Origin of the sequence: Hymenobacter aerophilus DSM 13606 (genome assembly GCF_000382225.1) — a bacterium.
Taxonomy (GTDB): Bacteria; Bacteroidota; Bacteroidia; order Cytophagales; family Hymenobacteraceae; genus Hymenobacter; species Hymenobacter aerophilus.
The window spans coordinates 40,000-54,397 of record NZ_KB907806.1 but is presented as its reverse complement, the minus strand read 5'-3'; the positions used below and the strand labels follow the sequence as shown (position 1 = coordinate 54,397).

Below are 14,398 nucleotides of genomic sequence, written 5' to 3'. Positions count from 1 at the left end.
GTTTTGTTTGCGGGTTAGTGTACCTTATCCGCGAGAAAATCAGAAATAGGGTACAAGCGCGTACCTTATCGGGCAGAAAATAAAAAATAAGGTACAATCCCCGGCCCTCGTGCCTGCTTGCAATCCTTACATTAGTTGCCAATGAAACTCATCGTTACGCTGACTGCTGCCCTGCTAAGCTTCTCGCTGGCGGGGGCAGCCCAAACGTCGGCGCCGCTTAGCTTGCCCGAGGAAAGCTTTGAGCAATTCTGGCAAGCCTTCCGCGACAACTACGCTTTCTTCCCGCTGAAAAAGGTGGATTGGGATTCTACCTACCGCGTATCACGCCCCCAGGTAACCGCCCAAACGCATCCAGACTCGTTGGTGTTGTTGTTTGAGCAAATGGTGCAGCCCTTACACGACGGGCACATCACCATTTCGCGGGGCGAAGCCGTTATCTACAAGGGTGAAAGCCGGCGCAACGCATTTAAACAGGCTTTCAAAACTATCCAGCCCGATTTCTGGCGGGTGGCCTATGCTGACCTGCGGCAGGCGGGCTTCGGGCCGATAAAGGGCACGGGGCCAACTTTCAAGGGCAAGCAGGTAATTTACTCCAGCCGCAACGGCGCCGTTGGCTACCTCCACCTCAGCCGTAACTTCGCCGATATTACCGGCGCCATCGGTACCGAGGCGCAGGAGCAGGCCGACCAGCGGAAGCTGGAGAAGCTATTTGCGCAGGCCCTGAAGCCGCTGGCCGGCTGCCAGGTACTAATGCTGGACCTACGCGACAACGGCGGCGGCCACAGCGGCTACGAGCTGGCGGGCCACTTTGCCGCAGAGCGCTACCTGGCCAACTACAAAGCCCTGCGCCAGCCCGGCGGCTACGACCAATTCTCTGAGCTCCAGCCTTACTACGTAACTCCCTTGCGCGGCCCGCGCTTCCTCGGCCCGCTGGTAGTGCTCACCTCCGACCAGACTGCCAGCGCGGCCGAAGACCTGACGATTTCCCTGGCCCAACGCCCTGAAGTGACGCTGGTAGGCACCGCCACCAAGGGCATGCTTTCCGATATGCACAGCGTACACCTGCCCAACGGTCTCGACATCACGCTTTCAAACCAGCGCTACACTACGCCCACCGGCCAGCAGCTGGAAGATGTGGGCGTGCAGCCGGATATAAGGATGGAGAACACCGCTGCCGATCTGAGCCAGGGCCACGACCCGGTGCTTAAAAAAGCGCTGGAAGTGGCGCGGCAGAAAATCAGCCACTGATTGCTACGGTGTAGGTTCCCCTTCCTTTTAAGTAAGGGCTCAGCTTACAGGGCAAATGATGCGCCGTCGTGCTGCACTCGTGGGCCGGTGTCGACGCCTGGCCTACCGGACAGCGCCCTATCCAGAGCGAGGGCTGCCCGGCGCTGAATCCGCTGGTGCTCGACTCCGTTGCGGCGGTGATAGAAAGCTCCGCTAAGCTCCTGCTGATTGGGCTGAATTAAGGGCTGGTTACGATTTAGCAGATGCGGAATCCTGATGTCTCAGCCGACAGCCAGCCAACGCCGCCGGGCTACCCAAACCCAGAATACGCTGAAAGCCACTATTCCAGCCGCGACGGGGGTTCCGGCAGCTACGCTCAGTGCCGTATTTATCGGCAGCCACGCAGCGCCAACCATTGCCACGGCTCCGCCAACTACCAGCAGCCGGGCTACCAGCCGATAGGCCCGCACCAACAGGTCGCCGTAGCGGCGCATAAAGGGCGTGTTGAACGTCAGTTCCGACTCCATGTACTCCCGGCGGCTCAGGGGAAGCAGGTAGTTGCCCATCAGCAGGATGAACAGCCCTCCGTAAGCCGGCATCCAACGGCTTGTATCAGTCGTGTCAGGATGCGTGCTGGAGTAGATAAAATAACAGTATACAGCGTTCATAAAACCAGTTCCTATCAGTGCCAGCTTATGATAGTTACGGTTATGAATGAGGCGCACAAAGCCAGGCTTATTTCGTCGCATGCGTTTGAAATCGTTCAGTACCTGCCAGGCAGCAAGTGGTACGTACATCAGCATCCATACGGGCAGGCGCCCACGCCCGGTAGGCCCGGCGGGCAGCACGATGGCCCAGTAGGCCAGATAAAACGCGGGCACCAGCAGCCATAGCAGCAGCAGGATTTTCTGGCGAGTAGTCAGTAGCGGCTTCAGCATAACCGTCATGGCAGAGAATTATAGCGGATGAGATAGAAAAATCAGGATTTGAATTGGAGCAGCCAGCCCAGCACCTCGTCCAGCACGGTCATATTAAGCGTGTAGGTGATGAACTGGCCTTGCTTGTCGCTGGTCACGAGGTCGGCCTGGCGAAGCAAATCGAGGTGGTGGCTGATGGTGGGCTTGGAGAAGGCAAAGTGCTCGGCTATTTCGCCGGCCGTGCGCGGCTGCTCCCGCAGCAGCTCCAGCATGGCGCGGCGGGTGGGGTCGTTCAGGGCTTTGAAGAGGGCGTTCAAGAATAGGCTATTCTGTAGTTAGGCAAATATCTAATTACTTTTCCAGGAAGCAACTAGCCCCACTAAAAAAATCTGTACTGCACTCATCTGGAATAAAATACCAACGGCGGCTCCTGATTCCTCAGAGGCCGCCGTCATAATTCCGACGAAGAAGCACCGCTTACTTCCCAGGCACCACGTCCGTTTTGATGCTCCGCTCTTTCAACTGCGCGTCCGAAATTTCCGAAGGCGAATCAATCATCACATCTCTACCCGAATTGTTCTTGGGGAAGGCGATGAAGTCAAGGATGAAGTCGGCGCCACCGAAGAGGCTGCAGAGGCGGTCGAAGCCGAAGGCGGTGCCGCAGTGGGCCTGGAGATGCAGTTATTCCTTTTGCCGCAGCAGGTTTTCAATATCGTTGTAGTCCCGCGGGCGGCCAGCGGCCTTTTTAGCTTCGAGCAACTGCTGGTACTGAATCAGGCGCACCGTGACATCCTCCACTTCCCGAATGGAGGCGACGGCGTAGGCGTCCTCGAAGGCTAGCCCTTTCAACTCCGTAATAATGTCAATGGCCACCGGCGGCCGGCCAAACGTGAAAACATCCATTGCTGGGTTGTCCAGAAAGTTAGGGCGCGTCATGTCGAAAGTCGGCATTCCAAACTGCTGGAAAGCCCGCACCAACCGCTCGTAGTTATCGGCTGACCGCTCCACCCAAATATCCAGGTCGCCGGTGGTGCGGCTGTAGCCGTGCAGGATAACCGAATAGCCTCCGACCAATACATACTTCACCTCAGTGGCCCACAACGCCCGCAGGAAATCCTGAAAGTCAACGTTGAATAGGTTTCCCATTTCAATTAGTGTGTTTGCGCGTGGCAAAGGCCGTACGGTCCATTCGGGGCGGGTTGTTGAGGTCGTAGCCATAAGCCACGCTGTTGAGGTAAGCCGCCGCCCGCAGCCGCTCCGCCATTGTAGCGGGCTGCTGCCGGGCGTGGTAGCGGGCGTTTTCTTCGTGAGTGCCGGCGTGGAAGGCGGTGCGGTCGAGGCGGAAAGACATATCGTGAATATACGAGAGAAGGCCCCTACACAACGGCGGCTCCTGATTCCTCAGAGGCCGCCGTTGGTATTCAAGAAAAGAAGCGCCGCTTACTTCCCGGCCGCCACGTCCGTTTTAATACTCAACTCCTTGAGTTGCGCCTCTGAAATTTCCGAAGGCGAGTCAATCATCACGTCGCGGCCGGAGTTGTTTTTGGGGAAGGCGATGAAGTCGCGGATGGAGTCGGCGCCGCCGAAGAGGCTGCAGAGGCGGTCGAAACCGAAGGCAATGCCACCGTGGGGGGGCGCGCCGTACTCGAAGGCGTCGAGCAGGAAGCCGAACTGGGCTTTGGCTTCTTCATCACTAAAACCGAGCAGGCTGAACATGCGGGCCTGCACGGCGCGGTCGTGGATGCGGATGGAGCCGCCGCCCACTTCCACGCCGTTAATCACCATGTCGTAGGCATTGGCCCGCACCTGGCCGATGGTGTCGGGGTTATCGAGCAGGGCCATATCCTCGGGCTTGGGCGAGGTGAAGGGGTGGTGCATGGCGAAGTAGCGGCCTTCTTCCTCGATGTACTCGAGCAACGGGAAATCGACCACCCACAGCGCCGAGAACGTGTCCTTGTCGCGCAGGCCGAGGCGCTGGCCCATTTCGAGGCGCAGCTCCGAGAGGGCCTTGCGGGTTTTGTCGGCCGGGCCGGCCAGCAGCAGCAGCAGGTCGCCGGGCTGGGCAGCAAAGGCAGCTTTCCATTGCTGCAGCGCCTCCTGGTCGTAGAACTTATCCACCGACGACTTCACGTTGCCGTCGGCCTCCACTCGGGCGTACACGAGGCCGGTGGCGCCAATCTGGGGGCGTTTTACGTATTCGGTCAGCTCGTCGAGTTGCTTGCGGGTGTAGCTGGCGGCGCCGGTGGCGCAGATGCCCACCACCAGCTCGGCGGCCTCGAACACCGGGAAGTTGTGGCCCTTGGCGACGTCGTTTAGCTCCACGAACTTCATTTCGAAGCGCGTGTCGGGCTTGTCGTTGCCGTAGTAGCGCATGGCGTCGGCGTAGGTCATGCGGGGCAGCGTCCCGATTTCCAGCCCTTTCACCTCCCGGAACAGGTACCGGACCAGCCCCTCGAAGGTGCTCAGGATGTCTTCCTGCTCCACGAACGACATTTCGCAGTCGATCTGGGTGAATTCGGGCTGGCGGTCGGCGCGCAGGTCTTCATCGCGGAAGCACTTCACGATTTGGAAATACCTATCAAACCCCGACACCATGAGCAGCTGCTTGAAGGTCTGGGGGCTCTGGGGCAGGGCGTAGAACTCGCCGGGGTTCATGCGCGAGGGCACCACGAAGTCGCGGGCGCCTTCGGGCGTGCTCTTGATGAGCACCGGCGTTTCGACTTCGATGAAGTCCTGGCCGTCGAGGAAGCGGCGGGTGGCCTGAGCCACGCGGTGGCGCAGCATCAGGTTCTGGCGGACGGGGTTGCGGCGCAAATCGAGGTAACGGTACTTCATGCGCAGGTCGTCGCCGCCGTCGGTGTCGTCCTCAATCAGGAAGGGCGGCAGCTTGGCGGGGTTGAGCACCTGGAGGCTCTCGACCCGGATTTCAATGCCGCCGGTGGGCATTTTGTCGTTTTTGGAATGGCGCTCGGCCACGGTGCCGGTGACGCAGAGTACGAACTCGCGGCCCAACTGGCGAGCCTGCTCGCGCACCTCGGCCGTTTCCACGCCTTCTTCGAGAGCCAGCTGGGTGATGCCGTACCGGTCGCGCAGATCCACCCACAGAATGCCGCCTTTGTCGCGGGTGCGCTGTACCCAGCCGCAGAGCGTAACAGTTTGGCCGATGTGTTCGGGGCGTAGTTCGCCGCAGGTGTGGGTTCGGAGCATAAATCTAATTTTTGGCGAAGATACTGGATTCGCAGACGTCGTTTCCCGCAGAGGCGCGCCGAGGGTTTCGCAGCGGTGCGCGGAGGTCGTTCTCGGCGCACCGCTGCGAAACCCGCTGCGCACCGCTGCGGGAAACGCCAGTTACCCGGCCCGTTAACCGCCGCTATGGCCCGGTTGGTTGAAAAGCCAGGCCAGCTTATCCATAAACTTCTATGTTTGTTAAAACCCCTATCCCTATGGAATTACGCATCGAGCACCTCTCCAAAACCTACGCCAACGGCACCCAGGCCCTGCGCGACGTCAACCTCACCATCCCGACCGGCATGTTCGGGTTACTGGGCCCCAACGGCGCCGGCAAATCTAGTTTGATGCGCACGATTGCCACTTTGCAGGAAGCCGACAGCGGCAGCATTATGCTGGGCGATTTAGATGTTTTAAGAGACAAGGACGCCGTGCGGCGGGTACTAGGCTACCTGCCCCAGGAGTTCGGCGTGTACCCCAAGATTTCGGCCGAGCAGCTGCTCGACCATTTCGCCGTGCTCAAGGGCATCTCCGACAGCAAGCAGCGGCGCGAAGTGGTGGCGGGCCTGCTCCAGCGCACCAATCTCTACGAAGTGCGCAAGAAAAACCTGGGTGGCTACTCGGGCGGCATGAAGCAGCGGTTCGGTATTGCGCAGGCCCTGCTGGGCAACCCCCGCCTGATTATCGTGGATGAGCCCACCGCCGGCCTCGACCCGGCCGAGCGCAACCGTTTCCACAACCTGCTGGCCGAAATCGGGGAGAACATCATCGTGATTCTGAGCACCCACATTGTGGGCGACGTGAGTGACCTGTGCCGCAACATGGCCATCATCAACAAAGGCCAGGTACTGCTGACCGGCGACCCGCTGCTGGTGATGCAGGAGCTGCGCGGCCAGGTGTGGCGCCGCGAAGTCGACAAGGAGCAGCTGCCCGCCCTCCTGCAGGAGCAGCAGGTAATTTCGACCCGTCTGTTCGCGGGCCGCACCATCGTGCACGTGGTGGCCCCCCAGCAGCCCGGCTCCGACTACGACGCCGTGGAACCGACGCTGGAAGACGTGTACTTCGCCCGCATCGCCCAGGCGGAGCAGACGGTGGAGGTTGAGGTGTGATTATTTGTCATCCTGAGCGGAGCGAAGGACCTATACAGAAGCTAGCATTTGACATTACCCTCTGTACAGGTCCTTCGCTCCGCTCAGGATGACAAGCGGTTTCCCTCCCCCCCTTCTAACTCCTAGCTTCCTCAGCTCCTAGCTTCTCAAAAAATGTTTCTACAGATATTCAAGTTTGAAATCTGGTACCGGCTGCGGCGGCCGGCTACCTACATTTATTTCGGCATCCTGCTGGCGTTGTCGCTGCTGATTACGCTCATGACGGGCGGCTTCTTCGAGAGCCTGACGGCGGTGGTGGGCACGGGCAAGGTGCACCTGAATTCGCCGTATACCATCAACAGCCTCACCAATGCCCTGGTGCTGCTGCCGGGCATTCTGCTGGTGTCGGCCATGTTTGGGCCGGCGGTATTGCGCGATTTCGACTCGCAGATGCACCCGCTGCTTTACACCTCGCCCATCAGCAAGTGGGGCTATTTGGGCGGCCGGTTTTTTGGAACCCTGGTCGTGACGGTGCTCATGATGAGCGGCATTGCGCTGGGCCAAATCATTGGGGCGCTGTTTCCGGGCATTCCGGCCGACCGGCTGGGCGAGTTTCACCTGAGCTACTACCTGGTTCCCTACCTGACCTATGTGCTGCCCAACGTGCTGCTGACGGGCGCCATTTTCTTTGCCCTGGCCACCCTTACGCGGCAGGCGCTGAGCACCTACGTGGGCAGCATCGTGTTTCTGGTGCTCTACATCGTCGCCCAAAGCCAGCTTTCCGACCTCGACAACCAGACCGTGGCTTCCCTGCTCGACCCGCTGGGTAGCGGCGCCAACTCGCTGCTGACCAAATACTGGACGCCCGTGGAGAAAAACGTGCGCCTCATCTGGCCTACCGGGCTAATAGGGCTCAACCGGCTGCTGTGGATGGGCGTGGGCCTGCTGCTGGTGGGCTTCTGCTACCTGCGCTTCCGCTTCGAGCAGGGCGCTACGGGCAGCGCGGCCCCGCGCCGGATTCGGCCGGCTTCGGCGGGGGCGCTGGGCGTGGTGGCGCCGGCCCCAGTGGCCGTTGCATTGCCGGTCGTGGACCAGCACTTCGGCTTCGCCCAGTATTTCAGCCAGTACCTGCGCCTGACCTGGCTTAGCCTGCGCGACGTGCTGCGCAGCCCCTACTTTATTGCCATTGTGGTGGCCGGACTGGCCTTTCTGCTGGCGGCGGCGCTGCAGATTGGCAAGATTTACGACACCACGACCTTCCCGATTACGGCCCAGGTGATTGAGATTCTGTCGGGCTCGTTCTCGCTGTTCGTGCTGGCTATTGTTACGTTTTATGCCGGCGAGCTGGTGTGGAAGGAGCGCGACGCCCGCCTCAACCAGCTGCACGACGCGCTGCCGATACCGAACTGGGTGCCGTTTGCCAGCAAGCTCACGGCCCTGTTGCTGGTGCCGGTAGTGCTGCTGCTCGTGGTGATGGTGTTCGGCATCATCACCCAACTTGCCAGCGGCTACACCCACCTCGAAATCGGGCTGTACCTGCGCTGGCTGTTCGGGCTGAAGCTCATCGACTACTGGCTGCTGGTGGTGTTGGCCGTGGTGGTGCAGGTCGTCGTCAACAACAAATACCTGGGCCACTTCGTGATGGTGCTCTACTACGTGTTCAGTTTGTTTGCCAGCCAGCTGGGGCTGGAGCACAACCTGCTGATTTACGGCGGCGACCCGGGCATCAGCTACTCCGACATGAACGGCTTCGGCCATTTCGTGGGGCCTTTCCTGTGGTTTAAGCTGTATTGGGCGCTGCTGGCCGTGGCCCTGGCCGTGGGGGCCAACCTGCTGTGGGTGCGCGGCACCGAAACCGACTGGCGCACCCGCCGGCATCTGGCCGGCCGCCGCTTTTCGGGCCCGGCCCGGGCGGCGCTGGTAGTGGCCCTGCTGGGCTTCGTGGCCGTCGGCGGCTGGATTTTCTACAACACCAACGTGCTCAACACCTTCCGCAGCAGCAAGGCCCGCCAGCAGCTTACCGTCGATTACGAGCAGAAATATGGCCGCTTTCGCCGCACGCCCCAACCGCGCATCGTGGCCGTGGATGTGAACGTGGATTTGTACCCCACCAAGCAGGAGGCGCACGTGCGGGGCCAGTACTGGCTGCGCAACAAAACGGCTCAGCCCCTCGATACGGTGGTGCTCAATATGCCTTCCAATGAGGAAGTGAAGATTCGGAAAATGCAGCTCGGCGCAGGCGGCGCGGCCACCGTGCTGGCCGACTCGCTCATGGGTTTCTACGTGCAGCGCCTGCCCCGCCCGCTGGCCCCCGGCGACTCGCTGGCCCTGGACTTCGACCTGTATTATGATGCGCCCGGCTTCGAGCAGCGCACCGGCCGCACCAGCCTCGTGGCCAACGGCACGTTCGTGAATAACGGCAACCTGCCCCACATCGGCTACAGCGAAAACGCCGAGCTGAGCGAGCCCAGCGCCCGCAAAAAGTTCGGCCTCAAGCCCAAGCTGCGCATGGCCCGCCTCGAAGACACCACCGCCCGCGCCAATACCTACATTGCCTCCGACGCCGACTGGGTGCGCTTTGCCGCCACCGTAAGCACCGTGCCCGACCAGCTTGCCCTGGCCCCCGGCTACCTGCAGAAGGAGTGGACCGAAAACGGCCGCCGCTACTTCCGCTACGCCATGGACGCCCCGATTCTGGATTTCTACTCGTTCCAGTCGGCGCGCTACGCCGAGCGCCACGCCAAATGGCAGGGCGTCGATATCACGATTTACTACCAGCCGGGCCACGAGTACAACCTGGGCCGCATGGTGCGCGGCGTGCAGGATGCGCTGAGCTACTACACCAAAAACTTCGGACCCTACCAGCACCGGCAGCTGCGCATCGTGGAGTTTCCGGGCTACGCGGCCTTCGCCCAGGCGTTTCCGAATACCATTCCGTTCTCCGAAAACATCGGTTTCATTGCTAAAGTCGATACCACCGACCCCAAAGACGTGGACTACCCCTACTACGTGACGGCCCACGAAGTGGCACACCAGTGGTGGGCCCATCAGGTAATCGGGGCGGCGGCCCAGGGCGGCACGCTGCTTTCGGAAACCCTCTCGCAGTACTCGGCCCTGATGGTGATGAAGCAGAAATACGGCCCCGAGCGGATGCGCAAGTTCCTCAAGTACGAGCTGGACTCCTACCTGACGGGCCGCGCCACCGAGCGCATTGCCGAGCAGCCGCTCTACCGCGTCGAAAACCAGCAGTACATCCACTACCGCAAGGGTTCGGTGGTGATGTACGCGCTGGCCAACTATATCGGCGAAGACAAGGTGAACCAAGCCCTGAGCCAGTATCTGAAGGAAGTGAAGTTCCAGCAGCCGCCCTACACCACTTCGCTCGATTTGCTGCGCGACCTGCGCCAGGCCACGCCCGACTCGCTGCAGTACCTGCTTACCGATATGTTCGAGCGCATTACGCTCTATGAGAACAAGGCCGATTCGGTAAGCGCCACCAAGCTACCCGACGGCCGCTACCGGGTGGATATGGTGCTGAGCGCGAAGAAGGTATACGCCGACAGCGCCGGCAACGAAACGCCCGCTAAGCGTATGAACGACCTGATTGACGTGGCCGTACTCGGTCAGCAGAAAATCAACGGCCAGTGGCAGGATATACCCTTGTACCGCCAGAAGCGCCGTTTCCGCACCGGCACCACCCGCCTGAGCGTCGTCGTACCATCCAAGCCCGCCAAAGCCGGCATCGACCCCTACAACCTGCTCATCGACCGCACCCCGGACGATAACGTGAAGACGGTGGTGGTGAAGAAGTGAGGTTTTTTTAGCTGCAAGCGACAAGCCGCAAGCTACAGGCGGCAAGCTGATGTTGAACGTCAGCTCGCCGCCTGTAGCTTGCGGCTTGCAGCTAAAAATTTGGCCTGACTTCTGTATTAGGCCCGGCAGTCCTGTTTCTGACTCCGATTTTCCCTGCCATGCAACGCCCTCTCCTCCTCGCTTTCGCCGCTTCGCTGCTTGCCTTCTCCACCGTGCAGGCCCAGACGGCGCCGACCAAAATCAAAATGAAAACCAAGGCCGCCAACGGCACCGAGGTGAAAACCAAAACCGACGTGGAGCCGCTGGTGCTCGACGGGCCGATTCGGCGGGTGGAAACGCTGTCGGGCATCGATATTTTTCCGGCCTCAACGGGCAAGAGCATCATGCTGAGCTTCACCCAGCAGTTCACCCAGCCCGGCATGCTCACCGTCACCAACTATAAGAAGCAGGCCATCTACTCGACGCCGCTCGACCCGCAAACCAGCACCGGCGCGCCGGTTGATTTGGGGCGGATTCCGGCCGGCAGCTACCTGGTGGAGGCCAAAACCGGCAACTACGTGTACTGGAAAAAGGTGATGGTAAAGTACCCTGCCGCGCCCGTGGCCCGCAAAAAGCGGCGCTAGCGGCCTGCGTGGCCCGGCCCTTTCGGCGGGGCGTGCAACTGGTTGAGGCTCCGAAGTCGTTTGGGCTTCGGAGCTTTGCGTTTCTGGCGGGCCCGGTTGGGCCGGCCGCCTTCTTACTTCTGCTATGAACTCTGTTTCGCGTTTTTTCCGCTTCGTACCGCTGCTGGGCCTGCTGCTGGGCCTGCTGGCTTTTGCCGGTCCCGGCCTCAAGAAAACTACCATCGCCAAGAACCTGACGATGGGCGTACCCGACGGCTTTGCGCCCCTGCCCGACGATGGCATTGCCGCCAAGTACCCGGCCCAGCGCCGTCCGCTGGCCGTGTTCACAAGCCCCAATGGGCAGGTGGGCCTGAGCGTGACGCAGAAGCCCACCAACTTCAGCAACCGCGACTACGCCCTGCTGCTCAAAATTTACAAGGCCAGCATCCAGAACATGTACGGCAAGGTGCAGTTTCTGCGTGAAGACATCCACACCATCAACAAGCGCGACTTCGTGGTGCTGGAGTTCGTCTCGACCGTGACCGACAACCGGCGCGGTGGCAACCTGGCTGCCATCCGCAAGTACCAGCTGGTGCAGTACGCCATCGAGGGCGAGCAGCTCTTCGTGTTCACCTTCGATGCCCCCGCCCAGGAGCAGGCCAAGTGGCAGCCCATCGCCCGGGCGGCCATGGAAAGCGTGGTGATGAAATAATTCAGGGCTTAGGAACTTAGGTGTTAGGGCTTAGATGTCGTTTCATTTTACACTTTTAAACCACAAGCCTGAATATCACCTAAGCCCTAACACCTAAGTCCCTAAGCCCTAAAGATGACCCTTTCCCTGTATTCCGACGAGCAGTATATGCGGGAGGCGCTCAAGCAAGCGCGCTACGCGCTGGCCGAGGACGAAATTCCGATTGGGGCCGTGGTCGTGCTCGATAAGCGCATCATCGCCCGCGCCTACAACCAGACCGAGCGCCTGCAGGACGTAACGGCCCACGCCGAAATGCTGGCCCTGACGGCCGCGGCCAACCACCTCGGCAACAAATACCTGCAGGAGTGCACGCTCTACGTAACGGTGGAGCCCTGCGTGATGTGCGCCGGGGCCAGCGCCTGGGCCCAGGTGCGGCGGGTGGTGTTCGGGGCCCCCGAGCCCAAGTTTGGCTACCGCCGCCACGGCCGGCTGCTGCACCCCAAGGCCGAGGTGGTGAGCGGCGTACTGGCCGCCGAAAGCGAGGAGCTGATGCGGGAGTTTTTCGCTCAGAAGCGGAAATAGGCTACTTTTAGCCCGCTGCCGTAACCCTGGCCCCCGCGCCGGGGTTGTATATAGGTAGTATCGAGTAGCTGGTATGGAGTAGTGAGATGATGTTCAGATAACCCATCAGGACAAAACAAACATCATCTCACTACTTCATACCAGCTACTCACTACTAAATCTCAACCCTTAACCCTTTCTACTATGGCTTTCGAACTGCCCGCCCTTCCGTATGCTTTTGATGCTTTGGAGCCGCACATTGATGCGCAAACCATGCAGATTCACCACGACAAGCACCACCAGGCCTACGTCACCAACCTCAACAACGCCATTGCCGGCACCGATATGGAAGGCAAGAGCCTGGATGAGCTGATGCGCAACATTGCGGCGGCCCCTATGGCCGTGCGTAACAACGGCGGCGGCCACTGGAACCACTCTATGTTCTGGCAGGTGCTGAGCCCCAACGGCGGCGGCGAGCCTACCGGCGCCGTAGCCGAGGCCATCACCAAGTCGTTTGGTTCCTACGAGAAGTTCAAGGAAGAATTCACCAAGGCGGCCGGCACGCGCTTCGGCTCGGGCTGGGCCTGGCTCTGCAAGGAGTCGGATGGCTCGCTGAGCATCTGCTCGACGCCCAACCAGGACAACCCGCTCATGCCCGACACCGGCTGCAAAGGCACCCCGCTGCTGGGCCTCGACGTGTGGGAGCACGCCTACTACCTTAAGTACCAGAACAAGCGCCCCGACTACATCCAGGCGTTCTACAACCTCATCAATTGGGATGAGGTGAACCAGCGCTTTCAGGCCGCTTAATTTCGTTTTTCGTTGCTTGTTTTTCGTTTTTCGGCTCAAGCCTACCGGCGCCGATAGCACCGCATAGCCAGCAACGACCACAAAAAAGCCTCCGCTCCTTTTTGGGGCGGAGGCTTTTTTGTGGCTGATTTTTACGCGGGCCGCAAACCTTTTGGGGCGAAACTGACTTTAAGGGCAATCAATGTATCTACATCATTTTGTTTTCCATGTCTGACAAGCTCTTTTCGCCCGCCCAGCTCGGGCCGCTTACCCTTCGCAACCGCATCATAATGGCTCCCATGACGCGCAGCCGCTCGCTGGGCAACGTGCCCGGCCCGCTGGTGGCCGAGTACTACGGCCAGCGCGCTTCGGCCGGCCTCATCATTGCCGAGGGCACGGCGCCGGCCGCCAACGGCTTGGGCTACGCCCGCATTCCGGGCCTTTTCAATGAAGAGCAGGCGGCCGGCTGGAAGCTGGTGGCCGACGCCGTGCACGCACGCGACGGCCGTATTTTCGTGCAGTTCATGCACACCGGCCGCATCGGCCACGACCTGAACCTGCCCGCAGGCGCCGAAGTGGTGGCGCCCTCGGCCGTGGCCGCCGCCGGCCAGATGTGGACCGACCAGCAGCAGATGCAGCCCCACCCCACGCCCCGCGCCCTGACCACCGCCGAGGTGAAGGACTTGGTGCAGGAGTTTGCCAAGGCCGCTAAGCTGGCCGTGGAGGCTGGGCTTGACGGTGTGGAGCTGCACGCGGCCAACGGCTACCTGCTCGAACAGTTCCTCAACCCCCACAGCAACCAGCGCACCGACGAGTACGGTGGCTCGGCCGAAAACCGCGCCCGCTTCGTGCTGGAAGTGGCCGATGCCGTGGTGGCCGCCATCGGAGCCGGGCGCACCGGCCTGCGCCTCTCGCCCTGGGGCACGTTCAACGATATGGGCACCTACGAGGGCGTGAACGAGTTCTACGAGTACCTGGCCACCGAGCTGCAGCGCCGCAACCTGGTGTACCTGCACCTCATCAACCCCGAAACGCCCGACGCGCCGGCCGCCGTGGCCGAAACTGTGCCGCGCCTCCGCCGTGCCTTCACCAACACGCTTATCCTGAGCGGCGACTACAACGCCACCCGCGCCGAAGCCGAGCTGCAGAGCGGCCGCGCCGACCTTATCGGCTTCGGACGTCCCTTCATCAGCAACCCCGATTTGGTGGAGCGCATGAAAGCCGGCGCCGAGCTGACCCAGGGCGACCAGGCCACCTTCTACGCCCCCGGCCCCGAGGGTCTGCACCAGGGCTACACCGACTACCCGGCCCTGGCCGAGGCACAGGTGTCCTGAGCTGTTAGCTGTTAGCTGTTAGCTAAAAACCGTCATCCTGAGCAAAGCGAAGGACCTTATCAGGTTAGAACGACATCGTAACAACGACTCGTTTTAACGGGATAAGGTCCTTCGCTTTGCTCAGGATGACAGCGGCCGGTCAGCTGGC

Annotated in this window: 13 protein-coding genes and 1 pseudogene; 8 read left to right on the top strand and 6 right to left on the bottom strand. The window is 60.9% G+C overall.

All coding sequences use genetic code 11. From position 1 onward, the window contains the following. The first annotated feature begins 141 nt into the window (after positions 1 to 141). A complete protein-coding gene (locus H145_RS0106890; RefSeq protein ID WP_019947407.1) occupies positions 142 to 1,248 on the top strand; it encodes a S41 family peptidase in 1,107 nt (368 codons plus the stop codon). Between the two features lie 260 nt (positions 1,249 to 1,508). Here H145_RS0106890 and H145_RS0106880 read toward each other — a convergent pair whose 3' ends face one another. The 6 genes and pseudogenes from H145_RS0106880 to aspS form a co-directional block, all read right to left on the bottom strand. Further along, complete coding sequence (locus H145_RS0106880) at positions 1,509 to 2,165, bottom strand: hypothetical protein (protein WP_205619300.1); 657 nt, start codon at positions 2,163 to 2,165, stop codon at positions 1,509 to 1,511. Between the two features lie 41 nt (positions 2,166 to 2,206). Continuing rightward, positions 2,207 to 2,461 (bottom strand): autorepressor SdpR family transcription factor, encoded by a 255-nt coding sequence (locus H145_RS0106875; RefSeq protein WP_019947404.1) that lies wholly within the window; start codon positions 2,459 to 2,461, stop codon positions 2,207 to 2,209. Positions 2,462 to 2,621: 160 nt separating this feature from the next. Continuing rightward, positions 2,622 to 2,810: pseudogene (locus tag H145_RS25015) on the bottom strand (aspartate--tRNA ligase); the annotation flags it as partial. 15 nt (positions 2,811 to 2,825) lie between these two features. Further along, positions 2,826 to 3,290: a hypothetical protein gene (locus H145_RS0106865; protein ID WP_019947403.1), complete on the bottom strand. Its 465-nt coding sequence runs from the start codon at positions 3,288 to 3,290 to the stop codon at positions 2,826 to 2,828. A 1-nt stretch (position 3,291) separates the two neighbouring features. Continuing rightward, positions 3,292 to 3,495: a hypothetical protein gene (locus tag H145_RS0106860; protein ID WP_019947402.1), complete on the bottom strand. Its 204-nt coding sequence runs from the start codon at positions 3,493 to 3,495 to the stop codon at positions 3,292 to 3,294. Between the two features lie 89 nt (positions 3,496 to 3,584). Then, on the bottom strand, positions 3,585 to 5,351 hold the full coding sequence (gene aspS / locus H145_RS0106855) for an aspartate--tRNA ligase (protein ID WP_019947401.1): 1,767 nt from the start codon (positions 5,349 to 5,351) through the stop codon (positions 3,585 to 3,587). A gap of 236 nt (positions 5,352 to 5,587) precedes the next feature. Here aspS and H145_RS0106850 point away from each other — a divergent pair, with 236 nt between their 5' ends. From H145_RS0106850 to H145_RS0106820, 7 genes are all read left to right on the top strand, one after another. After that, positions 5,588 to 6,481 (top strand): ABC transporter ATP-binding protein, encoded by an 894-nt coding sequence (locus H145_RS0106850; protein WP_019947400.1) that lies wholly within the window; start codon positions 5,588 to 5,590, stop codon positions 6,479 to 6,481. Between the two features lie 153 nt (positions 6,482 to 6,634). Then, complete coding sequence (locus tag H145_RS0106845) at positions 6,635 to 10,273, top strand: ABC transporter permease/M1 family aminopeptidase (RefSeq protein ID WP_019947399.1); 3,639 nt, start codon at positions 6,635 to 6,637, stop codon at positions 10,271 to 10,273. A gap of 158 nt (positions 10,274 to 10,431) precedes the next feature. Further along, complete coding sequence (locus H145_RS0106840; protein ID WP_019947398.1) at positions 10,432 to 10,896, top strand: hypothetical protein; 465 nt, start codon at positions 10,432 to 10,434, stop codon at positions 10,894 to 10,896. Positions 10,897 to 11,020: 124 nt separating this feature from the next. Then, positions 11,021 to 11,587: a hypothetical protein gene (locus H145_RS0106835; protein ID WP_019947397.1), complete on the top strand. Its 567-nt coding sequence runs from the start codon at positions 11,021 to 11,023 to the stop codon at positions 11,585 to 11,587. Positions 11,588 to 11,701: 114 nt separating this feature from the next. After that, positions 11,702 to 12,148 carry a nucleoside deaminase gene (locus H145_RS0106830; protein ID WP_019947396.1) on the top strand — a complete coding sequence of 149 codons (447 nt, stop codon included), beginning with the start codon at positions 11,702 to 11,704 and terminating at the stop codon, positions 12,146 to 12,148. 183 nt (positions 12,149 to 12,331) lie between these two features. Beyond that, positions 12,332 to 12,937, top strand: coding sequence for a superoxide dismutase (locus H145_RS0106825; RefSeq protein ID WP_019947395.1), 606 nt, complete (start codon positions 12,332 to 12,334; stop codon positions 12,935 to 12,937). 206 nt (positions 12,938 to 13,143) lie between these two features. Next, positions 13,144 to 14,250, top strand: coding sequence for an alkene reductase (locus H145_RS0106820; protein WP_019947394.1), 1,107 nt, complete (start codon positions 13,144 to 13,146; stop codon positions 14,248 to 14,250). Positions 14,251 to 14,398 lie beyond the last annotated feature (148 nt).